Annotated in this window: 19 protein-coding genes and 1 other RNA gene; 8 read left to right on the forward strand and 12 right to left on the reverse strand. The window is 63.4% G+C overall.

Translation table 11 applies throughout. The features are described from left to right. Positions 1-140 precede the first annotated feature (140 nt). From ACSMXN_RS16545 to glnA (ACSMXN_RS16555), 3 genes are all read left to right on the forward strand, one after another. Positions 141-905 (forward strand): DUF4191 domain-containing protein, encoded by a 765-nt coding sequence (locus ACSMXN_RS16545; RefSeq protein ID WP_022912680.1) that lies wholly within the window; start codon positions 141-143, stop codon positions 903-905. A 2-nt stretch (positions 906-907) separates the two neighbouring features. Next, complete coding sequence (locus ACSMXN_RS16550) at positions 908-1,411, forward strand: RDD family protein (protein WP_022912679.1); 504 nt, start codon at positions 908-910, stop codon at positions 1,409-1,411. Positions 1,412-1,656: 245 nt separating this feature from the next. Next, on the forward strand, positions 1,657-3,081 hold the full coding sequence (glnA, locus tag ACSMXN_RS16555; RefSeq protein ID WP_022912678.1) for a type I glutamate--ammonia ligase: 1,425 nt from the start codon (positions 1,657-1,659) through the stop codon (positions 3,079-3,081). 138 nt (positions 3,082-3,219) lie between these two features. Here glnA (ACSMXN_RS16555) and ACSMXN_RS16560 read toward each other — a convergent pair whose 3' ends face one another. Continuing rightward, on the reverse strand, positions 3,220-4,527 hold the full coding sequence (locus ACSMXN_RS16560; protein ID WP_022912677.1) for a lysylphosphatidylglycerol synthase transmembrane domain-containing protein: 1,308 nt from the start codon (positions 4,525-4,527) through the stop codon (positions 3,220-3,222). A gap of 453 nt (positions 4,528-4,980) precedes the next feature. Between ACSMXN_RS16560 and ACSMXN_RS16565 the strand changes: the two genes are divergently transcribed. Beyond that, on the forward strand, positions 4,981-5,622 hold the full coding sequence (locus ACSMXN_RS16565) for a phosphatase PAP2 family protein (protein ID WP_196811229.1): 642 nt from the start codon (positions 4,981-4,983) through the stop codon (positions 5,620-5,622). Here the strand turns inward: ACSMXN_RS16565 and ACSMXN_RS16570 are convergent. The 4 genes from ACSMXN_RS16570 to ACSMXN_RS16585 all read right to left on the reverse strand — a co-directional run bounded on the left by ACSMXN_RS16570 (position 5,568) and on the right by ACSMXN_RS16585 (position 12,512). Continuing rightward, positions 5,568-8,750 (reverse strand): bifunctional [glutamine synthetase] adenylyltransferase/[glutamine synthetase]-adenylyl-L-tyrosine phosphorylase, encoded by a 3,183-nt coding sequence (locus ACSMXN_RS16570; RefSeq protein WP_022912675.1) that lies wholly within the window; start codon positions 8,748-8,750, stop codon positions 5,568-5,570. The genes ACSMXN_RS16565 and ACSMXN_RS16570 overlap by 55 nt on opposite strands. Next, positions 8,731-9,621: a type 1 glutamine amidotransferase gene (locus ACSMXN_RS16575; RefSeq protein WP_022912674.1), complete on the reverse strand. Its 891-nt coding sequence runs from the start codon at positions 9,619-9,621 to the stop codon at positions 8,731-8,733. The genes ACSMXN_RS16570 and ACSMXN_RS16575 overlap by 20 nt, the downstream gene beginning before the upstream one ends. 95 nt (positions 9,622-9,716) lie before the next feature. Beyond that, positions 9,717-11,075 carry a type I glutamate--ammonia ligase gene (glnA, locus tag ACSMXN_RS16580; RefSeq protein WP_022912673.1) on the reverse strand — a complete coding sequence of 453 codons (1,359 nt, stop codon included), beginning with the start codon at positions 11,073-11,075 and terminating at the stop codon, positions 9,717-9,719. Between the two features lie 159 nt (positions 11,076-11,234). Continuing rightward, complete coding sequence (locus tag ACSMXN_RS16585) at positions 11,235-12,512, reverse strand: Ig-like domain-containing protein (protein WP_155958310.1); 1,278 nt, start codon at positions 12,510-12,512, stop codon at positions 11,235-11,237. Positions 12,513-12,864: 352 nt separating this feature from the next. Between ACSMXN_RS16585 and ACSMXN_RS16590 the strand changes: the two genes are divergently transcribed. Together ACSMXN_RS16590 and panB are read left to right on the forward strand one after the other, a co-directional pair. Next, complete coding sequence (locus tag ACSMXN_RS16590) at positions 12,865-14,622, forward strand: NAD+ synthase (RefSeq protein WP_022912670.1); 1,758 nt, start codon at positions 12,865-12,867, stop codon at positions 14,620-14,622. Positions 14,623-14,847: 225 nt separating this feature from the next. Next, positions 14,848-15,681 (forward strand): 3-methyl-2-oxobutanoate hydroxymethyltransferase, encoded by an 834-nt coding sequence (gene panB / locus ACSMXN_RS16595; RefSeq protein WP_022912669.1) that lies wholly within the window; start codon positions 14,848-14,850, stop codon positions 15,679-15,681. Positions 15,682-15,746: 65 nt separating this feature from the next. Here the strand turns inward: panB and ACSMXN_RS16600 are convergent, their stop codons facing one another. The 4 genes from ACSMXN_RS16600 to rnpB form a co-directional block, all read right to left on the reverse strand. Then, positions 15,747-17,159 (reverse strand): RNB domain-containing ribonuclease, encoded by a 1,413-nt coding sequence (locus ACSMXN_RS16600; RefSeq protein WP_022912668.1) that lies wholly within the window; start codon positions 17,157-17,159, stop codon positions 15,747-15,749. A gap of 6 nt (positions 17,160-17,165) precedes the next feature. Continuing rightward, positions 17,166-17,579, reverse strand: a complete 414-nt coding sequence (locus tag ACSMXN_RS16605) for a hypothetical protein (RefSeq protein WP_455407605.1) — start codon at positions 17,577-17,579, stop codon at positions 17,166-17,168. Between the two features lie 129 nt (positions 17,580-17,708). After that, positions 17,709-17,906, reverse strand: coding sequence for a hypothetical protein (locus ACSMXN_RS16610; protein ID WP_022914791.1), 198 nt, complete (start codon positions 17,904-17,906; stop codon positions 17,709-17,711). Positions 17,907-18,112: 206 nt separating this feature from the next. Next, positions 18,113-18,511, reverse strand: an RNA gene (gene rnpB / locus ACSMXN_RS16615) — RNase P RNA component class A. 119 nt (positions 18,512-18,630) lie between these two features. Here rnpB and ACSMXN_RS16620 point away from each other — a divergent pair. Continuing rightward, positions 18,631-19,878 (forward strand): SLC13 family permease, encoded by a 1,248-nt coding sequence (locus ACSMXN_RS16620; protein WP_022914790.1) that lies wholly within the window; start codon positions 18,631-18,633, stop codon positions 19,876-19,878. Positions 19,879-19,904: 26 nt separating this feature from the next. Here the strand turns inward: ACSMXN_RS16620 and ACSMXN_RS16625 are convergent, their stop codons facing one another. The 3 genes from ACSMXN_RS16625 to ACSMXN_RS16635 all read right to left on the reverse strand — a co-directional run bounded on the left by ACSMXN_RS16625 (position 19,905) and on the right by ACSMXN_RS16635 (position 23,101). Then, positions 19,905-21,089, reverse strand: a complete 1,185-nt coding sequence (locus ACSMXN_RS16625) for a bifunctional RNase H/acid phosphatase (protein ID WP_022914789.1) — start codon at positions 21,087-21,089, stop codon at positions 19,905-19,907. Positions 21,090-21,093: 4 nt separating this feature from the next. Then, positions 21,094-21,834 carry a CT398-like coiled coil hairpin domain-containing protein gene (locus ACSMXN_RS16630; protein ID WP_022914788.1) on the reverse strand — a complete coding sequence of 247 codons (741 nt, stop codon included), beginning with the start codon at positions 21,832-21,834 and terminating at the stop codon, positions 21,094-21,096. 127 nt (positions 21,835-21,961) lie between these two features. Then, entirely contained in the window at positions 21,962-23,101 is a 1,140-nt protein-coding gene (locus ACSMXN_RS16635) for a Nif3-like dinuclear metal center hexameric protein (protein WP_027139802.1), read from the reverse strand. Between the two features lie 83 nt (positions 23,102-23,184). On the opposite strand from ACSMXN_RS16635, the gene ACSMXN_RS16640 reads away from it, so the two are divergent. After that, positions 23,185-23,880 (forward strand): alpha-ketoglutarate-dependent dioxygenase AlkB, encoded by a 696-nt coding sequence (locus ACSMXN_RS16640; protein ID WP_022914786.1) that lies wholly within the window; start codon positions 23,185-23,187, stop codon positions 23,878-23,880. The last annotated feature ends 48 nt before the right edge of the window (positions 23,881-23,928 follow it).

Raw genomic sequence — 23,928 nt, forward strand, 5'->3', positions numbered from 1 at the left:
TTCGACAGGCACATATTTCATGGTGTCGGGGTGCGAATGCAAGTGCCTGAAGCGGCCAGCCCGACGGCGCAAAGTACCCGCCTACCAGCCTGGCGAGCACGGACGGTTTCAGACAGCGTCCAGTCGCCTATTCTGTGTACATGGCGCAGTCATCCCGGTCGAAAAAACCCAGCAAGCCGAAGCTCAGCCGCGAAGAGAAGAAGGCTGCGAGGGCGGTCAAGCGACAGACCCGACGCGAGACGTTCAGCTCGATGCGCCAAGCGTTTTCGATGACGCGAAAGAACGACGCGAAGCTCATTCCGCTGCTGGTGATGGCCTTCGTCCTCGGCGCAGCGGTCGGCTTTTTGGTGCTCTACCTACCGACCGGCAAGATCTACTATGGCATCGTGCCGGCGATCCTGCTCGGCGTGGTCGCTGCACTGTTCGTGTTCTCCCGCCGAGCGCAGAGCTCGGCCTACAGCCAGGCTGAAGGACAACCAGGTGCGGCCGCGTACGTTCTAGGGCAGCTACGTGGCGACTGGCGCCGAACGGATGCCGTCGCCGGCACCGCTCAGCTCGATGCCGTACACCGGTTGCTGGGCCGCCCCGGAGTGGTGTTGGTTGGCGAAGGTGCACCCCACCGGGTGAAGCCGTTGCTCGCCCAGGAAAAGAAGCGCGTCGCCCGACTTGCCGGCGATGCCCCGATCTATGACATCGTGGTTGGCCGAGGCGAAGGCGAAATTCCGTTGGGCAAGTTGAACGCCCACATCATGAAGCTGCCGCGCAACCTCTCCAAAGAGCAGGTGGTCGCGCTCGACCGACGCCTATCAGCGCTTTCGGCGAGCAGAACACCGCTGCCGCAGGGTCCGATGCCCGCAGGGGCAAAGATTCGCAATATGCAGCGCGCAGCTCGCCGCAGAAGCTAGTCGTGGCCGAGCCAGACAGGTCCGCCAGCCCCGCGAAACCGACCCGTGGGTCTACGCCGAGCAATCCGGCGGCGCCGCGAGTCGCCAGACCGCAACGCTATCGGGGTGAGCGCCTCGGGCTGAACGAATCCGGACCCGGCTCAATCGCTCCGTTTGGCCGCCGTGCGGCAGCGTTTCTGATCGATCTGCTGGCCTCTTCACTGGTTGCCGCCTTGTTTGTACGACGCGACGACCTACCCGGACTCGCAGGTCACCTGCCTGGCTCGTGGAGTCTGATCCCGCTGGCGTTGGATTACATCCTCGGGCTAGTTCTCCTAGGGCGCACCTTCGGGATGTACGTCATGAAGCTGCGAGTGGTCCGAGTCGACGCCAACCTGCCGGTCGGTCCGCGACGAGCGATCGTGAGAACCGCGCTGTTGATCTTGCTCATCCCCGCAGTCGTGGTTGACGCCGACTTTCGAGGCCTGCATGATCGGCTGACGTCGACGGCCGTTATCGTCCATTGATCCGATAGGTCGGCAACCCGCGCCGATGCTGCATCGAATGGCTAAGTCCCTGCAATGAGGCAGGGTCGGGCTGGCGAAGCGATTCACAGCACAACGGGGTCCACGTAACCTGCGTGAAACATCTGAGATACCGCTCGGCAACCAGTCGTTTCTAGCTTGAGAGCGCTTACCCTCCGGATTCAGCACCCACCCAGCCGCGGCTCCATTGGCGGAGCCGAACCCACCCAGGCAGACAAGGATGGCCGATGTTCAACAGCTCCGAAGAAGTACTGAGCTACATCAAGAACGAGGGCGTCGAGTTCATCGACATCCGGTTCACCGATCTACCCGGAGTGCAGCAGCACTTCAACGTCCCGGCATCCAACTTCTCGGAGGCGTCATTCTCCGAGGGTCAGATGTTCGATGGCTCGTCGATCCGCGGATTCGCCGCCATCCACAAGTCGGACCTGAAGTTGATCCCGGACCCGGCCACCGCGTACCTGGACCCATTCCGCAAGGCCAAGACCCTCAACATCAATCACTCCATCGTTGAGCCCCGTACCGGCGAACCATATGACCGCGACCCACGCCAGGTCGCGTCGAAGGCCGAGGCCTACCTCAAGACCACTGGCATCGCCGACACCGTCTACTTCGGCCCGGAGGCCGAGTTCTACATCTTCGACGAGGTGCGCTACGAGTCGAAAATGAACACGAGCTCTTACTTCGTCGATTCGGACGAGGGTTACTGGAACACCAACCGCGAAGAAGAGGGCGGCAACCTCGGCTACAAGACGAGCGTCAAGGGTGGCTACTTTCCGGTGCCACCCTATGACCACCAAGCCGATCTGCGGGACGAGATCAGCACTGAGCTGATGAAAGCCGGCCTCAAGCTCGAGCGTGCTCACCACGAAGTGGGTACGGGCGGCCAGGCTGAGATCAACTACCAGTTCGACACCCTGACCCACGCCGCGGACCAGATCCTGCTCTTCAAGTACATCGTCAAGAACGTCGCGTGGCGCAACGGCAAGACGGCGACCTTCATGCCCAAGCCACTGTTCGGTGACAACGGCTCGGGCATGCACTGCCACCAGTCGTTGTGGAAGGACGGCGAGCCACTGTTCTACGACGAGACTGGCTACGCAGGTCTGTCCGACATCGCGCGCTGGTACGTCGGTGGGCTGCTCAAGCACGCGCCTTCGGCACTCGCTTTCACCAACCCGACCGTAAACTCCTATCACCGTCTGGTGCCCGGCTACGAGGCGCCCGTCAACCTGGTCTACTCGGCCGGTAACCGTTCTGCCTGTATTCGGGTTCCAATCACCGGCACAAGCCCGAAGGCCAAGCGCATCGAATACCGGGTGCCGGACCCATCGGCCAACCCCTACCTCGCGTTCGCGGCAATGTTGATGGCCGGCCTTGACGGCATCAGGAACCGTATCGAGCCGGCCGAGCCGATCGACAAGGACCTCTACGAACTCCCGCCGGACGAGGCTGCCTCGATCCCGCAGGTGCCAGGGTCACTCGGTGAGGTTCTCACCGAACTCGAGCGCGACCACGATTACCTGCTCGAGGGCGGCGTCTTCACCGAAGACCTGATCGCCACCTGGATCGACTACAAGCGAGTCAACGAGGTCGATCCGGTTCGGCTGCGTCCACACCCGTACGAGTTCGATCTGTACTACAACATCTGAGCCAACAGCTGAGCCAAACATCTGGCAAAGAAGTCGGTATACCCCTGGGCCGTCATGGCTGCCCAGGGGTATACCGCTTTCTGGGCTGTACCGCTTTCTGGGCTGAAGCGCGAGGGTAAGCGCGCGAGGGTTGGAGATTCAGAGGCAGCGGGACGTGCGACTGGTCGGCTTGCGGCTCAGCAGGAACCAGAAAACCCAACCGATTGCGGCCACCAGCACGAAGCTGATCAATCGGTACATCACGACGCCAGCCGTCGCGCTCGCCAACGACAATCCACCGTGCGTCAAGGCAATGAGCAAAGCGCCGTCGACCACGCCAATCCCGCCGGGTATCAAAGGCAGGCTCGACGCCGCCATGCCGCCGGCATAGGCGACCATCGCAACGGCGATCGTCGGGCCGTGCGCGCCCACAGCTCGGCAGGCCGCCACCAGGCACAACAGATCGAGCAGCCAGTTCATCGCAGCGAAGTAGAGGCCGGTCAGCCAATCGCGGCCAGTCGGATGGATCATCAGCAACTCGTCGAGCAATTCCCGGACCCGATCCTGACCGGCCAGGGCTGGTCGACGGACCGCTCGGTTCACGCGCCGCAGCGACCAGGTACCGATCCGCAGTAATAGATCGGGACGCCGGGCGAGACGCCGCAGCCCCCAGGCCACGGCCAGCACCGCGACAATTTCGATCCCGATGAGGAGCACGCTGGCGTCACCGCCGGCCAAGCTGGCACCAAAGGCAGCGATCACCGTCAGTGCGATAGTGCTCAGCACCCCAGACGTCAGCATGCCCCACGTGATCACCGGTGAACTCGCACCCCACGCGCGCATCCGGCGGAAGGTATAGCCGGTAGACAACACCGGACCTGCAGGCAACGTGACACTCATCGCGTTCGCTGCGAAAGTGACCGCGATTGCTCGGCGCAGGGCCAGCCGCATTCCGCCGGCCGCCAGCATCCGCCGCTGTACACGGGCGAAGGAGATCATCGATCCGATCTCGGCAAGCACGGCCACGATGAGCCAACCCCAGCTCGGGTGAGTAAGTGCGGCGCCGGCGCCACGCACATGCGGCGCGATCGCGAAGCCCTCCGCGACAAGAACTCCGATGACGATCACGACCACGGCGAGCTGCAGACCGCGGTGCGGCCCCGCGGTCGACTTTTCGCACAATCGGAGCGCGCGGGAGGTGAGAACCGATCTGGCGCCATCCGCCTCGCGTACCGCACTCACCGTGTCGCCGGCGGGGTCCCAACCGATGCGATCTTCGCGATCTGCGTCCGAAGCAGCGGTCGCCGTTGAGACCTGGTCGAGCTCGGTAAGGGGGTGATCAGCGCTGGTCTGGGCGCGCTTGGGTTGGCTCGTAGCTGGGTGGCGGGCAGTCGAGGAAGCCCACCAAGGCTCGTCCCAGCCGGCGTCGGCAACCGGTGCCGACCGCGATGCCTGCACCTCGGTCATCTCGACTCCGTTGTTCAGCGCCCGCCTGCTGGGTGAACGTCCTTCTTAAGTCAGCTGCCCGGGTGGGAACGTTATTCCCACTCGACTCATCACGTCCCCTACCCCTGGTCTTCATCTCCGGTTTCATCCTTGGAAACCTGAGAGCAAGTTGGGTGCCTCGTGGGACTTGTCGGTCTCCAATGAGAGGATGCTCAGGTGACGGCACAATCGGCACCTCCACAACCGGCATCACAACCGGCCCGACAAACGTCGGGCCAGACGTCGGCGGCCGATTCCGCTACCGAAAAGACTCGTCGGCGCTTCACCGGATTTTTACCAAATCGATTGCTCCAGCACCGGCAACCGCGCTGGTGGCAAGAGGTCGCGATTATCGGTTTCTGCTATTGGATATATAGCGAAATTCGAAATCTTGTCCCCGAGCAAGAGACCATCGCGCTGCGGCACGGACGTAGCGTGCAGCATCTGCAGGACACTCTGCACCTGAGTTTCGAGCGATCACTCAATCGTTTCGTGGCCCATCATGAGCCGCTGGCCCAGGTGATGGATTACTACTACGCAACGCTGCATTTCATCATCACCATTGGTGTGCTGATCTGGCTGTACAAGGCCCATGCGCGTGTCTACCGGGGCGCCCGGACAGTTATTTTCGCCACATCACTGCTGGCCCTCGCCGGTTTCTATCTCTACCCGCTGGCGCCCCCACGGCTCTTGCCGCAGTACGGCTACATCGACACCCTCGAGGTGTTTCACACCTGGGGCTCACTCGCTGATCCGAAGGTTGCAGAGCATTCCAATCAATTCGCCGCCATGCCCAGCCTGCACATTGGCTGGTCGTTGTGGTGTGGCGTGGCCATCTTCCTGTGCGCGAAGCATCTCTGGGTCAGAATTCTCGGCATCATGTATCCGTTCGTCACGCTGCTTGTCATCGTCGGCACCGCGAACCACTTCGTGATCGACGCCGTCGGTGGCTTGGTCGTGTTTCTTGCCGGCTGCGCCATTCAATACACGATGTCCGGACGCTCAGCCTTCAGCGAGGCACCTCATCCGCCGAAGGATCCTGTCGAGTCGGTACGGTCCGTACCTGGCGAGTCGTAGAACACGGACTCGACGACCTTGCGCGCGCGCCGCGTCGTGCGGCGGTAATCATCGATGAACTGACCGGGGTCCGAGCCTGGCGGGTAGTCCAGAACGCGACAGATGGCGGCCAGGATCGGACCTTGGCTTGGCAACTGGTCATCGGCCTTGTCGCGTACCAGCATGATCGCGTCCCGGGCCTTGCTGGCCAATCGCCACGCTGCCTCCAACGCCGAAGCCTGGTCCCGCGTGAACCTCCCTGCTTCAGCTGCCGCCCAGAGCGCAGGCAACGTCGCCGGACTTCGCAGTCCCGGGATCTGGTGGGCATATTCCAGCTGTAGAAGCTGCACCGTCCATTCCACGTCAGCCAAGCCCCCCCGACCGAGCTTGGTATGCGTATGCGGGTCCGCTCCGCGGGGTAGCCGTTCGGCGTCAACACGTCCCTTTATTCGACGGATCTCCAGAATGGCCGAAGGCGCCAGGCCGCCTGGCGGATACCGGATGTCATCGATCAGATCGATGAACTTCTCACCCAGAACCGAGTCTCCGCAGCAGAATCGAGCTCGAAGCAAGGCCTGTGCCTCCCAGACCGACGACCACCGCGCGTAGTACTCGGCGTAGGAGTTCAGCGAGCGAGCTATGGGCCCGTTGCGGCCCTCCGGTCGTAGATTCGCATCCAGAACGAGGGGTGGGTCCGAGGTCGCTGCGGACAGCATGAGCCTTAGCTGCTCGATCACCGCCAGCGCCCGCTCAGCCGCCTCAGCCTCGGTAATGCCGACGGCTCGGTCAGGAGCGTTTCGATGCCCAGGCGCCGTGCCGTCATCGCCACCACGAGGCTCGAAGACGAACATCACGTCCGCGTCCGAGCCATACCCCAATTCCTGACCGCCGAGCCGTCCCATGGCGATGATCGCGAAATCGATGTCCAGATCGGCGACGCCCAGCGTACGGGTCACGCTGGCACGGGCCGTTGCCAGACTCGCAGCCAGCGTCGCGTCGGCAAGCTCTGTCAAAGCAATGCGCGTCTGCGAGTCGTCGAGGAGACCTACGAGATGGCCAAAGGCAATGCGCAGCAGCTCAAAGCGACGCAGGCTTCGTATCACATGTCCCGCTTGCGCAGGGTCCTCCTGCCGCCGAGCGGCCGTGTTCATGGTCGTTTCGATTTCGGCCCTGCGATGCGGCTGCAGCTGCACGTCATCGGCCAGCATCTGCAAGGCCTCGGGCGCGCGCACAAGCATGTGAGCCACGTAGCGCGAGGTACCCAGAATCGCTGCCAGCCGCGAGGCGACCGCGCCCTCATCACGCAGCAACCGCAGGAACCACGGCGTGCTCCCCAGCGCATCGGAAACCTGTCGATAAGCCAGCAATCCAGCGTCCGGATCGGGCGAGGAGGCCAGATCCGAAAGCATGACCGGTAGTAGCGCACGCTGAATCGCCGCTCGCCGCGACAGACCAGTCGTCAGAGCCTCCAGGTGGCGCAGTGCACCAGCGGGATCTGAATAACCCAACGCCTCCAGCCGTCGGCGCGCCTCGTCCGGACTCAACCTCATGGCCTCGGACGGCACCCGGGCGACCGCCTCCAGCAGTGGACGGTAGAAGAGTTTCTCGTGCAGCCGGCGGACTTCGCGCACGTGCAGAGCCCACTCATCCCGCCACACCGCTGCCGCGTCGCCGCGGCTGTCGGCGCGAAAGCCCATCGAGCGGGCGAGCCTCAGCAGCGCCCCCTCGTCGTCGGGCACCAGGTGAGTACGCCGAAGGCGCGCGAGTTGGACCCGATGCTCAGTCGTCCGGAGAAAGGTGTAAGCATCTGCGAGGCTGATGGCATCGTCGCGACCGACGAAGCCACCATCGCGCAGCGCCGCAAGAGCGGGCAACGTCGCCTGAACGCGAAGCGATTCATCGGCCCGGCCATGAACCAGCTGCAAAAGCTGGACCGCAAACTCCACGTCACGTAGCCCGCCAGGACCGAGTTTGAGTTCCCGCTCGGCAAGGGCAGCAGGAAGATGCTGGACCACCCGCCGCCTCATCGCCTGGACGTCGGCAACAAAGTCAGGCCGCTCCGCGGCTGTCCACACCATCGGCGCGAGCGCATCGACGTAGGCACGGCCCAAGTCAAGATCGCCTGCTGCCGGCCGCGCCTTGAGCAACGCCTGAAACTCCCACGTCGATGCCCAGCGCTTGTAGTAAGCCTCGTGACTGGCAAGCGTACGAACCAGGGCGCCGTCTTTACCTTCGGGACGCAGAGCGGCATCCACCTCCCACGCCGCTTGGCCACAGATCTTGATCGTCTCAGCGGCAAGCTTGGTGGCGCTCGCCAGGGCCTCGTCGATCGAGCCGTCTGACGTTTCCGGCTCTGCGACGAAGACAACATCGACGTCGGAAACGTAGTTCAGTTCGCGTCCGCCTGCCTTTCCCATCGCCACGATGGCCAGGCGGCAGGCCGCGGCAGCCGGTGGCAACACCGCCCTGGCAACCGCCAGGCCAGCCGCGAGCACGTATCCCGCGAGGTCGGCGAGCGCTTCGGTGACCTGTTGAAGATCCAGTTCACCAGCCAGATCTTGCGCCGCGACGACCAGCAACTCGGCGCGGTAGGCGTTGCGCAAGGCAGTGACCGCGGGTGGGCCTACCAGCGATGCCGGGCAACCCGCGGTACCAAGTACCGGATCGTCGGCATCGCCGCCGACCGCCGTGAGAATTCGATGCCGAGCGTCCTCGATTGATGGCAGATCCGCGTTCGAGCCGCGCAGGAGCAAGGCGTCGGACGGATTCATCAAGACATGCTCGGCGAGTGCCAGCGAAGCCCCGAGCACAGCGAGCAACCGCGTTCGGAAACTTGCCGAGGCCCGCAGTTCAATCAACACTTGCGGACCAACCGGGGTGGCCGCCAACTTCGCAAGCATGACAACGGCCTGGTCTGGGTCAGCGGTCCGTCCCAAGGCAGAGACTATGGCGGCGGCCGCATCATCGCGCGGTCCGTTGGCGACCGGATCCCAAATGCCGAGCAGGTCGTCGGAGAGCAGCCGACCGGCAGCCACCGGGTCCGCGAAACCCGTCCGAACCAGCCGAGCGCCAACCCGAGCGTCGTTGCTGCTCTCGGCCTGATAATCGTTGCCGCGGGCTTCTTCCCCGTCAGTGACCGTGGGAGCCACGAGCTGCCTGCATCTGAGCCGCGAGCGCGGCCCGGATCTCCGCTGGATCGGTGACCGGCCCGGCGACGCTGGTAGGGACCGAGCTCGACGCCATCGGAAGCCCGCGCGGCGTCGCAGCCAACGCCGGGTCTGCAACTACCGCGGCAAACCGGGCCGCAAAGGGCTGCCAAACCTCGGCAATGTCGTCGTGAGCCGCGATCGACCGATCGACAATTCGCTCGACGTCATAGTCTGCGAGCGCAGCCGCATCGTCTTCAGCCCAGGCCGTAATCGTCTCCGGCGAGGTCTCGATGTGAAACTGCAGACCCCATGCCCTGCGCCCGACCCGAAACGCTTGCACCTCGCCCCCGGGCGAAGAAGCCAGGAGCACACTGCGGGGCGGCAGTTGGGTGATCTCGTCGACATGCCATTGAAGTACGTCCGGCGTGATCGGCAGCTCCTTGAACAGCACGTCGTCGGCCGCGGCCTGCCGCTTGGCAATCAGTTGCGCACCGTACTCGGGCGTCTCCGCAAGCCCGACCCGGCCACCAACAGCCACCGCCAGCAACTGCCCCCCAAGACAGACACCCAACGTCGGCACCTCGCTTTGGACGGCCGCGGCCAGCAATGCCCGAAGCTGGGGCAGCCACGGCGCGACGTCGTCGTCGTAGACGTTTTGAGCCCCACCCATCACGACCAGACCACCGAAATCGTCTAGCGATTCCGGTAGAGCCGCACCATCGGGCATCGAGCGAATATCGAGCATCGCACCGCCGTCGGTAAGCCAGTCACCAAGCCGGCCGACGGGGTCCGTGACGTCATTCTCGACGACAAGGATCGGCCTGCGGACGTTGTCTGGACCCGTAGCCGGGCTGCTGTCATCGACTGGCATGGCATCCAGGCTACTGATCGGAAATCTCCGACCAGAACTACGGCGTTCCGACACGTTCGACTGGAGCTGCTGGGATCAGACCGGTGCGAGCGGCACTAGAGCGAGGGCAGGTAGCGCCGCAACTCGAAGGGCGTTACCTCGGCCCGATAATCGACCCATTCTGCGCGCTTGTTGCGCAGGAAGAACTCAAACACGTGTTCGCCCAGTGCCTCTGCGACGAGCTCTGATGACTCCATCGCATCGAGTGCGTCCGCGAGATTATGCGGCAGTTCGTCGTAGCCGAGCGCACGGCGTTCAGTGTCTGACAAGGACCAGACGTCATCCTCAGCGCCGGGCGGCAATTCGTAGTTCTCCTCGATACCCTTCAATCCGGCAGCGAGCATCACCGCGAACGCCAAGTAGGGATTGCAGGCGGAATCGAGCGAACGGACTTCGACACGGGTCGAGTTGGCCTTCCCCGGCTTGTACATCGGCACCCGCACTAGCGCCGAACGATTGGCGTGACCCCAACAGATGTAGGTCGGGGCCTCGACGATCTGGCCCGGCGAGGCATAGCCGAAGAGTCGCTTGTAGGAGTTGACCCACTGGTTGGTGACTGCTGTGATCTCGCGTGCGTGCCGTAGCAGACCCGCGATGAAGGCTCGCGCAGTCGGCGACAGAAAGAGCTCGTCCGAGGCGTCGTGAAAAGCGTTGCGATCACCCTCGAAGAGCGAAAGGTGAGTGTGCATGCCGCTGCCAGGTTGATGGCGAAAAGGCTTTGGCATGAACGTCGCGTGGACCTGCTTCGTGCGCGCTACCTCTTTGATGATGTGCCGAAAGCTCATGATGTTGTCGGCCATCGAAAGCGCGTCTGCGTAGCGCAGGTCGATTTCCTGTTGGCCCGGCGCGACCTCATGATGGCTGAACTCGACCGAGATTCCGACAGCCTCGAGAGCGTCGATGGCCGTGCGCCTGAAGTCATGCGCAGTGTCGTGGCTCGTCATGTCGAAGTACCCACCGTTGTCGATGGGCTTTGGTTCCGTGCCGTCGCTAGGACGATCCTTGAGCAGAAAGAACTCGATCTCGGGGTGCGTGTAGAACGTCAGCCCCCGGTCGGCTGCTTTGGACAAGGTCCGGCGCAGGACGTAGCGCGGATCTGCCCAGGACGGCGAGCCGTCCGGCATCGTGATGTCGCAGAACATCCGCGCCGTATCGCTCGGCTGGCCGTCATCGCTCGGCAGGATCTGAAATGTCGATGGGTCGGGTCGGGCCAGCATGTCCGACTCACTGGCGCGCGCGAAGCCCTCGATCGCCGAACCGTCGAAGCCAATGCCTTCAGCGAAGGCACCCTCGAGCTCAGCGGGCGCGACGGCAACCGACTTCAAATAACCGAGCACATCGGTGAACCAGAGCCGGACAAACCGGATCTGGCGTTCCTCGAGCGTGCGAAGGACGTACTCCTGCTGGCGATCCACACCCCGCAGTCTGCCGTGTCCGCATTTCGCGGTGATAACGGCCTGCCACCTCGGGAGCGTCGAGACCCCGACAACGCAGAGAACCCCCGCGCTGGCGGGGGCTCTCTGCGGTTCGTGTCTTCTCGGTCGGGGCTATCCAGCGCCGAGACTTGTGGGGAACTATCTGGCGCTCGTGCTGAGCCATTTGGCCCAGGACACCGCCCAGTAGCCCGAGTTCCATTCCTCCAGCGGACGACCGGTGTTGCGCACATCGACGATGTCACCCGGAACGGAGAAGTGGTAGAACCACCAGGCGTTGTCCGGCGAGACGTTGAGGCAGCCGTGCGAGGTGTCGGTGTTGCCCTGCGCCCAGACCGACCAGTCCGCCCAGTGCACGTACTCGCCGTCGTAGGAGATCTTGACGCCGACCGGCACGATCGTCTGATACGCGTTCGCACCCTTGCTCAGGCCGAAGGACGCCGAGTTCATGTTGATGTTGGTCTCGCCGCCAATGACGACATGCGGGCCGGAATTTGTCCGCAAATCAATCGGGCCGGTGTCGCCGGCGATCGTGGTATCGCGTCCCATCGAAGTCGGCATGGTCTTGACCAACTTGTCATTCTCGTAGACGTTCACCAGCTTGGTGTTGTCGTCGGCAATCGAGACGTGCTTGGCTCCGACTTTGAACCAGGTCGTCGCATCCGCCTGGCCGTAAAGACCGTCGCCGAAGTTGGTGCCATAGGCCTTGGCCGTGATCGTGACCTTCGTACCCGACTTCATGTAGGTCTGGGTGCGCCAGTACACGTCCTGATCGCTCAGCCAGCTGAAGGCGCCCACCTGAGCGGGCACGGTCGTGACGGTCAGAGCGGCCTGAGCAGCCTTCCGGTCCGGGATGGCCTCGTCAAAATGAATCTTGACCACCTGGCCAACCCCGTAGGTGGCTCCGGGGGTGATCGTGTAGCCCGACCCTTGCTGGATGTAGGGCATCGTCAAGTTGCTCGGCTGAACTGTCGTGAATGAGCGCGTCTCGGTGGTGGTCTTGCCGTCGACATTGGTCGCGGTAGCCGTCAACGCATACGTCTTGCCATAGCCGAGCGGCTCAGCGGACGCCCAGGACAGCTTGTTCGCCGCGACGGCGCCCTTCACGGCCTTACCCTCGGGGGTCATCAGCGACACCGTGGTAAGCGAGCCGTTGCTGACGTTGACCTTGATCGGCTGGGCTGGATTGACGTCTTTCGCGCCAGTCGCGGCGCTGACGGTCAGCAGGGCGGGCTCAGCCGCCGGCGGAGTCGAAGGCTGCTGTGAGGCATCTGACTGGCTGGCGGAGGACGCATTGACGCCCGCAGCGGTTGTCGCTTGCTTCTTCGCCGAGCAGGCGCTGAGGGCGACCGCGGCGATTGCCACCGCGCTGACGACAAGGACGGCGTTGCGATACGTGCTGCGCAAATGGCGAGCCAAGACGTGATCCTCCTAGAGACTTGCTGCAGCGTCCGCGCCGCACGATGACGTATTCGGTTTAGGCGGCTGATCGGATTGGGCCGTACAGCAAGAATCAGCCCCGACGGCTGACTGCTCTATTGTGACCTACTTTCTACCGTCGACACGCCGGTAGAGATGACGAAATGGTGTCAAATCTGAGTGATTTGTACGGCATTGTGCTCGAAGTATTCCAGTTGAAGCGCGCGTTCGCTAATCCCGCGCGCTTTATGACGGCTCCTGGAATCGCCCCGAACAAGCGCTGATCGAGACTTGTGACTTGGAAATGTTGGGTTCTTGCGCCCCGCCGAACCCGGCGCGGCAGACTGTGAGGGTGACACAGATACGTATCAGCCTCGCGCAGGTCGACCTGACGGTGGGCGATTTTGCCGGCAACGCGGCGATGGTCGCGCGCCGCACCGAGGAGGCGGCCCGGCACGGCGCCCAACTCGTGGTGTTTCCGGAGATGACCCTCACCGGGTACATGCCTGAAGACCTCGTGCTCAGGCATTCTTTTCGAACGGCCTCGCGGCGAGAACTGGTTGACCTCGCGGCACGCCTGAGAGCTGACGGGCTGGGCGACATCGCGGTCGTAGTCGGCTACCTCGACGAGCAGGCCGGCGCTCGCAATGCGGCCGCGTTCTTGCAAAACGGTGAAGTTGTCGCTCGATACTTCAAATACCACCTACCGACGTATGGCGTATTCGACGAAGACAGGTACTTCACGGCCGGTTCCGAATTGACTGTTGTTCGCTTCGGCGGCGTCGACGTCGGCCTGACAATTTGTGAAGACGTCTGGCAGGACGGTGGGCCGTTCACCGCTGCCGCCGCGGCGGAGGTCGGGCTGCTGCTCAACATCAACGGCTCGCCATACGAGCGGAACAAGGACGATCTGAGACTGCCGCTGGTGCAGCGCAGAGCCCGGGAGGCCGGTGCCCCGGTCGTGTACGTGAATCAGGTTGGCGGTCAGGACGAGCTCGTCTTCGACGGCGATTCATTTGTCGTCGCAGCCGATGGCGCGCTGCTTGCCCGCGCACCCCAGTTCGTCGAGGGATTGTTCTATGTGGACCTCGATTTGCCGACGGCGACCAGCGACGACTCACCGATCGTCGGCGACGTCGTTGTCAAGAGAGCGCAGGCCCCACTAGGACCTCGTCCGTTCGCCGACTCACTGGGCGCGAACGCCGAGGAGCCGACCTTGTTAGGCGTGTACTCGCCGATGCCCGACGAGGAGGAAGTGTGGAATGCCCTCGTCACGGGCACCCGCGATTACGCGCGGAAAAACGGCTTCTCCTCCGTCGTGCTCGGTATGAGCGGCGGAATCGACTCCGCGGTGGTGGCAGCTATCGCGGCAGACGCGATCGGCGGCGAAAATGTGTACGGCGTCGGTATGCCCAGCGGGTACTCCTCGGAACACTCCAGGAGCGACGCGGCTGACCTTGCAGAGCGTTTAGGCGCGCCGTATCAAGTCGTCGAGATCGAGCCCATGGTGGCCGCGTTCGTGCAGAGCCTGAAGCTGACGGGTTTGGCCGAAGAGAACGTTCAAGCTCGAGTTCGCGGAACAACGCTGATGGGCCTGTCCAACCAGCACGGACATCTAGTACTCGCCACCGGCAACAAGAGCGAGCTCTCGGTCGGCTACTCAACCATTTACGGCGACGCCGTTGGCGGTTTCGCACCGATCAAGGACGTCCCGAAATCGCTTGTGTGGCGGTTGGCCGAGTGGCGCAACGACGAAGCGATTCGTCGCGGCGAACGCCCACCAATCCCGGAAAATTCGATAACGAAGGCACCATCAGCCGAGCTACGACCGGGTCAACTCGATTCCGATTCGCTGCCCGACTATGAACTGCTCGATGCCGTACTGATGCGCTACGTAGATCAGGATGCCGGATTCAACGATCTGGTTGCCGACGGCTTCGATCCGGCCCTGGTCACGCGGATTGCGCAGCTGACTGATGCTGCCGAGTGGAAGCGCCGGCAGTACCCACCCGGCCCGAAGATCAGCCTCAAAGCCTTCGGCAAGGACCGTCGGTTGCCGATTACGAACCGCTGGAGAGAGACCGGCGTCATACAACCACCAGAGCAGTAAACACAGTGGCGTAAACCACAAACTCGATATGTCCTGGCCGGCATCGGCCTCCGAGACCCGCTGACGGACCCGAATTCGTTGGTCGTCCGAACAGATGGTGAGACACGTCTCCCTTTCAGTTCGTTTCGGAGGGGTGTCAAAGGTGTTTCTGCAGGGCACCATAGAGGCGTCCACCATTGGCCCGGGGACCGGCTTGCCGGCCTCGAGGAGACAAAGGGAAACATCATGAGCGAATCGCTCTACGGCAGCACCTCTAGTTGCCGCGTCACCATCCGAGATCTACAGAACGCCAAGGCAGCGGGCGACCGCTGGCCGATGCTGACCGCCTATGACTACTCGACGGCGCGAGTATTTGATGAGGCCGGAGTGCCCGTGCTTCTCGTCGGAGACTCTGCCGCCAATGTCGTTTACGGCTACGACACCACGGTTCCGGTGTCCGTCGACGAACTCCTTCCGTTGGTGCGTGGCGTCGTGCGAGGCACGAAGCGCGCCCTCGTCGTTGCCGACCTACCCTTCGGTAGTTATCAGGGCTCAGCCCAGCAAGCGCTCGACACCGCAGTCCGGTTCATGAAGGACGGCGGCGCCCAGGCCGTGAAGCTCGAGGGTGGCGCACGGATGGTGCCCCAGGTCGAATTGCTCACTGCAGCGGGCATCCCGGTGATGGCCCATATCGGCCTCACCCCGCAGTCAGTCAACACGATGTCTGGATATCGGGTCCAAGGTCGCGGCGCGACGGCAGGCAACCAGATGATCGAGGACGCTCGCGCACTGCAAGAAGCCGGCGCCTTTGCCCTCGTGATGGAAGTTGTGCCGGCGGATCTGGCGAAAGAGATCACCCACGATCTGCGAATTCCGACGGTCGGTATCGGTGCCGGGGTGGAATGTGACGCGCAGGTGCTCGTCTGGCAGGACATGGCTGGGCTGCGCAGCGCCGGCAAGCCGGCCAAGTTCGTCAAGCAATATGCCGATCTGACTTCAGTCCTCACGCACGCGGTGCGCGACTTCGCGACCGAAGTCCAGTCTGGCCTCTACCCAGGGGCTGAACACACCTACCACTGAGGGCCTGACCCACCGGACGCCTGGCGTCGTAACGGTCGGCACCCAGAGTGGTGCCGACCGTGCGGTCACGGTGCGGCGAAGCGCACCGTTCGGGTGTCGGTGTCCACCGACTCCAGCCGGACTTTCAATCTGTCCCCCAACGGCAAATTCAGTCCATCGCACCGCGCGCGGATCGCTGGCTGCTCGATGGCGATTGTCGCGCTGGTAGCGCCCGCGTCGATAACCACGGCTTCGAATTCCTCGCCGACCCGACCCTCGAGCAAGAAGGCCTCGGTTGCGTCGACAACCGCGCGATCGACCAGATGGGCGCGCCGGTCAGCTGAAGCCATCTCTGACGGCAGCGCCTCGAGCGCCGAGCGCGCCCAGTCGGGAATCTCTGATCGTGCCTGTAGCGCAAGGCATATCTCGGTGCCGAAACGATCGACCAGCCTCCGCAGCGGCGCGGTGACGTGAGCGTACGGTGCGCCGATGCCAGCGTGATACTGCTGTTTTGGAGGGGTGCCGTCGAAGCCGGTGTAGGCGGCACCACGCAACAACGACGATGCCTGATCGAGGAACGCAGCATGCTTGGGGTTCGTGCGATCCAAGCGCACGAGTACCTCGCCGGGAAGCATCGAGGTCGGCCAGTCGATTCCCAATGCGGGAGCAATCCGCCGCAGTGCGGAAATCGTCGCCTCAGTCGGGGGCGGCAATGTACGGAGGATGCCAACCCCACCGCTGAGCATGATCTGTGCAGCGCACATTCCGGTCAGCAGGGAGATCTCGGCGTTCGCCTCCTCGATCGGTAGCGGCGCCCGCAATACCAACTCCCATGATGACCCTGCGGCAAGATCGTCCTTTCGGACTTCCTGCTCCGGAAGATTCAGTGCGATCGCGTGCCGTTCGCGCGCCAAGGTTTGGCGCAGCGCACCTACCGCAGGCAGGAGGCTCGCCGCCGCTGGCGGCGTGCCGTCGTCACAGGCCCTCTGGAGAGCGGCGTAGTCCCACTGCTCGCGGCTCTTGACGAGCGCTCGCTCAACGGCCGCCTCCGTCACATTCCCCTTCTGGTCGAGGTGAATCTGCCAAAGTACGGCGGGTCTGACCTGACCCGGCAACAGGCTTGCCGCGCCTTCGGACAATTCGAACGGGTGCAGCGGCACTCTCGCGTCGGGGAAGTAATAGCTTTCGCCTCGGACGCGCGTTTCAAGGTCTAGCGGACTCTGCGGATCGACGAAAAACGAGACGTCCGCGATCGCATAGCTGACCAGGTAACCGTCGCTCTCGGCGATGATATGAAGGGCCTGATCAAGATCCTTGCTGCCGGCGGGATCGACTGTAATCAGTTCGATGTCGGTACGGTCGAGCCTTCTGTCGGCCGGCTTCGAAGCAGCTGAACGCGCTTGCGCCAGGACCGCAGACGAAAACTCGCCGGGCAACTCGAGTTCGACCCGCAGGCTGGCGAAGTCGAGTGGAGTCCCGGCGAGTCGACGTTGTCCCACCCGGACTCAGCGGGTTGCTTTGCGAACCACGGCCTTGCGCACCGTCCTCTTGGCCGGAGCTGCCTTCTTCGCCGCGACCTTCTTGGCCGGAGCTGCTTTCTTCACCGCGACCTTCTTGGCCGGAGCTGCTTTCTTCACCGCGACCTTCTTGGCCGGAGCTGCTTTCTTCACCGCGACCTTCTTGGCCGGAGCTGCCTTCTTCACCGCGACCTTCTTGGCCGGAGCTGCCTTCTTCACCGCGACCTTCTTGGCCGGAGCTGCCTTCTTCACCGCGACCTTCTTGGCCGGAGCTGCCTTCTTCACCGCGACCTTCTTGGCCGGAGCTGCCTTCTTCACCGCGACCTTCTTGGCCGGAGCTGCCTTCTTCACCGCGACCTTCTTGGCCGGAGCCTTGCGGGTAGTTCGAGACGGTGAGGTCATGCTGTGCCTCCTGTTGGTCTACTGGTGATGTCAGTGGACGATGTTGTCAACGACACTTCAATGCGCCACGCCGTGCAGGTTCGACGAAATAACGCTCGCCTTGAACGGCGTCAATAGTCGTCATCGAGGTCAGCTGTCGCCGTTCCACGCGGAATCCTCGGCGTCGTAACGACGTTCTCGGTCGGCGATCGTCTTGAGAGCGTTCGCAGCGGCCTCCGCGGTGTCGAAGGGGCCGATCCGGTTCTTGCTACCGCACCCGTTGAACGGCTCGACTGTATGGTGTGTCTCGCAGAACCAGTACGTACCTTCGCGATCAGTCGTGCTCATTGCGTTGTCTCCCAACTAGCGACCGTAACGAAGATCGTGGCGCTTCGATCGCAACCACGCAAGCCGGGCGGACGAATCGCTACACCTCGCCAGGCACTCCGGCAGGCCTCGTCATCGACGCGGCAATGGCGCTCTGAACGCGAATCTGCTGATTGGCAAAGCCTTTGACGGCATGAAAGGGTGACGCCCGTCGGTAGATCGGGCGACGGACGAGTCGACCTGTAAGCCGGGTCCTGTCTCGAGGTGGACCTCGAGGGCGACCATCCATCTCGGCCTGCCGTTGCCGACAGGCTCTAGCGGTCTACCCGCAGACTCGGGCGAGCAGCCCTCAGGCGCCTACGCAGATCCACGGCAAGCCGTGAATCCTCTTGACCTTGCTCCGGGTGGGGTTTACCTAGCCATCCCGGTCACCCGGGATGCTGGTGGTCTCTTACACCACCGTTTCACCCTTACCCCGAAGACTGGCGTACCGGTCTTCGAGGCGGTTTGTTTTCTGTGGCACTGTCCCGCGGGTTACCCCGGGTTGCCGTTAACAACCACCCTGCTCTGTGGAGCCCGGACTTTCCTCGGCAATCAATGATTGACGCGGTCGCCCGGTCGGCTCGTCCGCCGCGTGCTGAAGCGTACCGCCACCGCCCCCAACACGTTGCACTGCCGCGAGTTGAGCACGCAGCCGTTGAGTGGTGGCAACGGGTGACTTGCTGGATCGCTAGCCTCGACTGCAATGACACAACATATTCAGCTGGCGATCGGGGTAATCCTCATCGTCACGTGCCTCGCCGCTGCGGTCGCGCGTCCGCTCGGCCTCAGCGAGGCCGCAGTAGCGGTACCTTGCGCCGGCCTGGCGTTGCTCACGGGTGCGGCATCCACCTCGACAGCCTGGCACGCCGTCCGACAATTGTTCCCGACCGTAGCGTTTCTGGCCGCGATCCTCACCTTCGGTCACCTGTGTGCGAAAGCGGGAGTTTTCTCCTACCTCGGCAGCGTCGTTGCTCAGGTGAGCAAGGGCGCGCCCAAACGTCTGCTGCTTCTCGTCGTTGTCTTCGCCGCTCTCGTCACTGCGACACTGACCCTTGACGCGACAGTCGTGCTGGTCACCCCTGTAGTGGTAGCGACAACGGCTCGACTCGGATTGCCCAACCGGCCGCATACCTACGCTTGTGCGCATATTGCAAACTCGGGATCACTGTTGTTGCCGGTATCGAACCTCACCAATCTGCTTGCCTTCGCCGCGAGCGGTCTCTCGTTCGGGCGCTTCGCGGCTGCGATGGCGTTGCCATGGGTGGTTGCCTGCGTCTTGGACTGGCTTTGCCTGCGCACCGCTTTCCGCCGAGATCTCACGACGCGCGCGTCGGCGCAACCGACACTGGACAAGATACCGACCTACGCCTTGCTGGTGCTTTCCCTGACGGTCGGCGGTTTCGTCCTCACGAGCGCACTTGGAGTCGCTCCCGCGTGGGCAGCGCTTGCTGGCTGCGTGGCGCTGGGAGTACCACTCCTTCGACGCCGCGAGGTCGGTGTGCCCTCGCTCGTATCCGCCGCAAGTCTAGGGTTCTGTGCCTTCGTCCTCTGCTTGGGAGTGCTCGTCGCCGGTGTTCTCGAACGCGGCGCAGAACAAGCGTTACGTCACCTCATACCGTCCGGTCAATCGCTGATCGCGTTGCTGGCGATCGCCCTCCTATCGGCCGTGCTGGCCAATCTCGCGAACAACCTGCCCACGACGCTGGCCCTGTTACCCCTCGTCACGGGCTCACCGCTGGTCGTCCTCGCGGTGCTCGTCGGCGTGAACCTCGGGCCGAACGCTACGTACCCCGGCTCTCTGGCCACCCTGCTGTGGCGACGGATCCTACCGCTTGAGGACAAGCCGAGGGCAATTGAGTTTCACGTACTCGGCCTGTTGACGACGCCGTTTATCCTTGTGGCAGCTACTGTTTGCCTTTGGCTCACCGCGAGCCCGCTCGGATTACGTTGAGCGGGCGGCTACTCGACGGAGCAAGGTCAGAGGTGGGCCGAGTCGTTGAACCCGCGCAAGGTGACCGGACCGTCGGCGTAGTAATCCACCACGCTGATCGACGCCGGGGCCAAGTACATCCGGTGCAGCGCGATCGGTGGGGCCTCGAGTGCGAGTCGCACGAGGATCTTGATGGGCGACACATGGCTGACCACAACAACGGTCTGATCGCGGTGCTTGGCCAACACCCGGTCACGCGCGCGACGTACGCGCCGCGTCACGGCTTCGAAGGACTCTCCCCCGGGCGGTGCGACCGAAGGATCGTTCATCCAGGCCTGTAGCTGACCAGGCCATTTGTCTGCGACCTCTGCGTAGCTGTAGCCGTCCCAATCGCCGAAATCGGTCTCGACGAAGCCGTCTTCGGTTTCCACCGTGAGGCCCAGCAAGTCAGCTACAGCCTGGGCGGTCTGTTTGGTTCGACGCAGCGGTGACGCGACGACAACGTCGACGGGGCCCAGTTCCGCGACACGCTGGGCGGCTCGTGAAGACTGCAGAAGACCCTCCGGTAGAAGTTCGAGATCGGACCGGCCGGCGAATCGTTTGGCGATCGTGTGCTCAGTTACGCCGTGTCGCAGCAAGATCAGACGGGTGGGCTTGCTGTTCGGCGGCACCCACGCCGATTGCGGGTTGGGCTCGCTCAGCGGAAGTTCCGCTTCCGCCGGCACAGATTCGTCGAGTGCAGATTCGTCCGGTATCGGGTCCGACTCGCCAGCCGTCCGCAGGCTGGGGCGAAGGGGCTTACCTGCCGCGGCATCCATCGCCTCGTTGGCCAGCCGATCGGCGTACTTGTTTTGTTCGCGGGGTATCCAGGTAAATGTGACCTCGTCGAACGCGCGTTTCAAATCGGCGGCTTGACGCGCAAGAGGCCGCATAGCGGGATGTTTGACCTGCCACCTTCCGGACATCTGCTCAACGACCAGCTTCGAATCCATCCGTACGGCAACGGATCTGGCGCCTAACTCCTTCGCTGCGGTCAAGCCTGCAAGCAAACCTTGATACTCGGCGACGTTGTTTGTCTCGACCCCGATGGATTGCTTGCGCTCGGCAAGTACCTCGCCGGTTGCCGCGTCGATGACAACCGCACCATAACCCGCCGGACCTGGGTTACCCCTTGAACCGCCATCGGCCTCGACGATGACGCTCAGCACGCCGGGCCCGTCGCCTATTGGCATCCGGTCAGAGTCCCGATTCGTGTGTGCGGATGAGAATGCGGCGACAGTTCTCGCAACGCAGCACCTCATCCGCTTTCGCCGTCCGCACCGTTGACAGCTCGTTACCGGCCAGATCAAGCCGACACCCCTCACAGCGACGCTGCCGTAGCATCGCCGCGCCCATGCCGCCGCTTGATTCGCGGATTTTGTCATACAAAGCCAGCAGATCAGCAGGCATCGAATCCGCCAATGCTGTCCGCTCGACCTGACGGGCGGCAAGGTCGTGGTCGATTTCGGCGAATGCGGTGTCTCTCGCAGCCTCGGCCGAGACTCGTTCGGCCGTCACGGAATCGAGCTGTCCGGTCAGCTCGCTCACCTGCGCGTCCGCGGTTTCGCGGCTTTCCATCAACTCGAGTACTTCATCTTCGAGCACGCTTTGTCGTCTCGCTAAGGAGGTGACCTCGTGCTGCAGGCCAGCGATCTCCTTCGCAGGGACGCCGACGGCGGCCATCCGGGCCTGGTCCTTCTCCGCTCGCTGGCGGACCGTCTCAACGTCGATCTCGAGACGGCGCTGAGCGGCCGCGAGGTCTGCCAACGCGGTTTCGGCATCGATCAGCTCACCGCGGACCGTCGCAGCGCGCTCGTCGCAATCCGCTATAGCCGCGAGCTCTGGCAGGGTGCGGCGCCGATGGGCCAGTTGGGCCAGAGCCGTGTCGACAGCTTGCAGGTCGAGTAGGCGTAGCTGGACGAAGGGATCTGCGATCACGTGTGGAGTTGACTCTCTGTCGAAACCGACTTCGCACCTCGGTCGCAACCGTGGTGTCGGGTTGTACTACACCCTAGTGCGCGGCTCTGGGGCACGTGGCTGTGCCTGGCCTGGGCATGCCCGGGAGCTAATGCTCGTGCAGCGTCCAGGGATCGGTAACCACCTCCGAGACCAGCACATCCAAGTCCTCAAATTCGGCAGCGAGCATATCCGCGACGATGGGTAACCAGGGCCATTCAGTGGCCCAGTGAGCCGCATCGACAAGCGCCATCGGGGGCGCAGCAGCAGCCTGTGCTCGCTCAGAGACCGCTTCGACCGTGCTGTGGTGCTTCAAATCAGCCGTCAGGTAGGCGTCAGCGCCTGCCTCCCTGGCGGCATCGGCGTAGGACCCACCCGATCCTCCGCAGACCGCCACTCTGCTGATGCGTTGGGATGGATCGCCCGCTGCCCGGACACCCCACACCGTTTTCGGCAGGACCGATGCCGCGAACCGGACGAGGTCGTCCAGGGATATTTCGGCCTCCAGCGAGCCGATTCGGCCGGTGCCTGTGCTTGACGGGAGGCCGGGCTGCTCAGTGAGTTCAAATGCCACTTGCTCATACGGGTGGGCGTTCTGCATCGCGGCCAGGATCGCCGGCCGGCGGCTTCGCGGGAGTACCACCGACACTCTGGTCTCGGCCTTGCGGGAAAGGACACCGACCTCGCCATCGAACGGTTTGGCTCCTGCCATGGGTCGATAGGTTCCCAGTCCCTCGACCGAGAAGGTGCATTGGTCATAGTCACCGATTGCGCCCCCACCAGCCTCCGTCATGGCGGCGATCACCGGCTGGACGAAATCAGGCGGCACGAAGACCGCGAGATGGTCAAGGGCCGTCGCACTGTCAGCCACTAGTGGTTGCACATCGACTAGCCCCAGGAGCCGCGCAAGTGCCTCGGACACGCCGTCCGCGGCAACGTCGGCGTTCGTGTGCGCAACGAAATGCGCCACGCCGGCCGATATCAGTCGATGCACCATGGCGCCTTTGGGAAGATCGGCCGCCACCGAATGCACGCCGCTCAACAGCAACGGATGGTGAGTCACCAGCAACTGAGCCTCGGCGGAAATCGTTTCGGCCACGGTCTCTGGTACACAGTCGACGGCGAGCACGATCCGTCGGATCTGCCGGGTGGGTTCGCCGCACGTCAGCCCGACCGCATCCCAGCTCTCAGCGGAGTGCGGCGGGTACCAGCGGTCCAGCGCGGCAATGACATCGGCGAGAGTCGGCACCACGAAAACGTACCGTCCCAAGCGAGCGATGACGCAAGCTGCTGAATCGAACAGACGTTTGAATTCGTGGTTATCATATCGACATGGCCGCGTTTCAGTATTCGCTGCTCGATCCTGACGTCGCACCCGCGCCAAGCCGGCTCGACAGAATCAGGCGAGCGGCGCTGTCGAACGGTGCCTGGATCGACATCTGTCCGGGTTGGCTTTCAGGTGCCGACGAGCTGTTCGACGACTTGTTGGACTCGGTTCCGTGGCGTGCCGAGGAGCGCGAGATGTACGAACGTGTCGTCGCCGTGCCACGGCTGCTCAGCTTCTACGGCGAGGGTGACGAGCTGCCTCACCCGGCCCTGGAGCAGGCCAAGCAAAGCCTCAGCGAGCACTATCGGGACGAACTCGGCGAAGCCTTCGTTACAACAGGCCTCTGCCTATACCGCGACGGCCGTGACAGCGTGGCGTTTCATGGCGATCGGATCGGTCGCGGTAATTCGGAAGACACGATGGTTGCCATCGTCTCCCTGGGCACGCCGCGCTGCCTGATGTTGCGACCACGAAGAGCCCTCGAACCGACCGACGAGGTCAGCCCGATGGAGCCTCCGGCCGCCGAGATTCACGGACGGGCTGCCGCAGCCAACCAATCGCTACGCAACAATCTCGGCCACGGCGACTTGATCGTGATGGGCGGAAGTTGCCAGCGAACGTGGGAACACGGCATCCCGAAAACGGCGCGTCCGGTCGGGCCGCGGATCAGCGTGCAATTCCGCCCACGAGGCGTGAGTTGATCACCTTGGGCGCTGTTCTAGCGGGGAGTCGCTGCGTCCAGCTTCGGT

Source organism: Parajatrophihabitans canadensis (genome assembly GCF_053764775.1).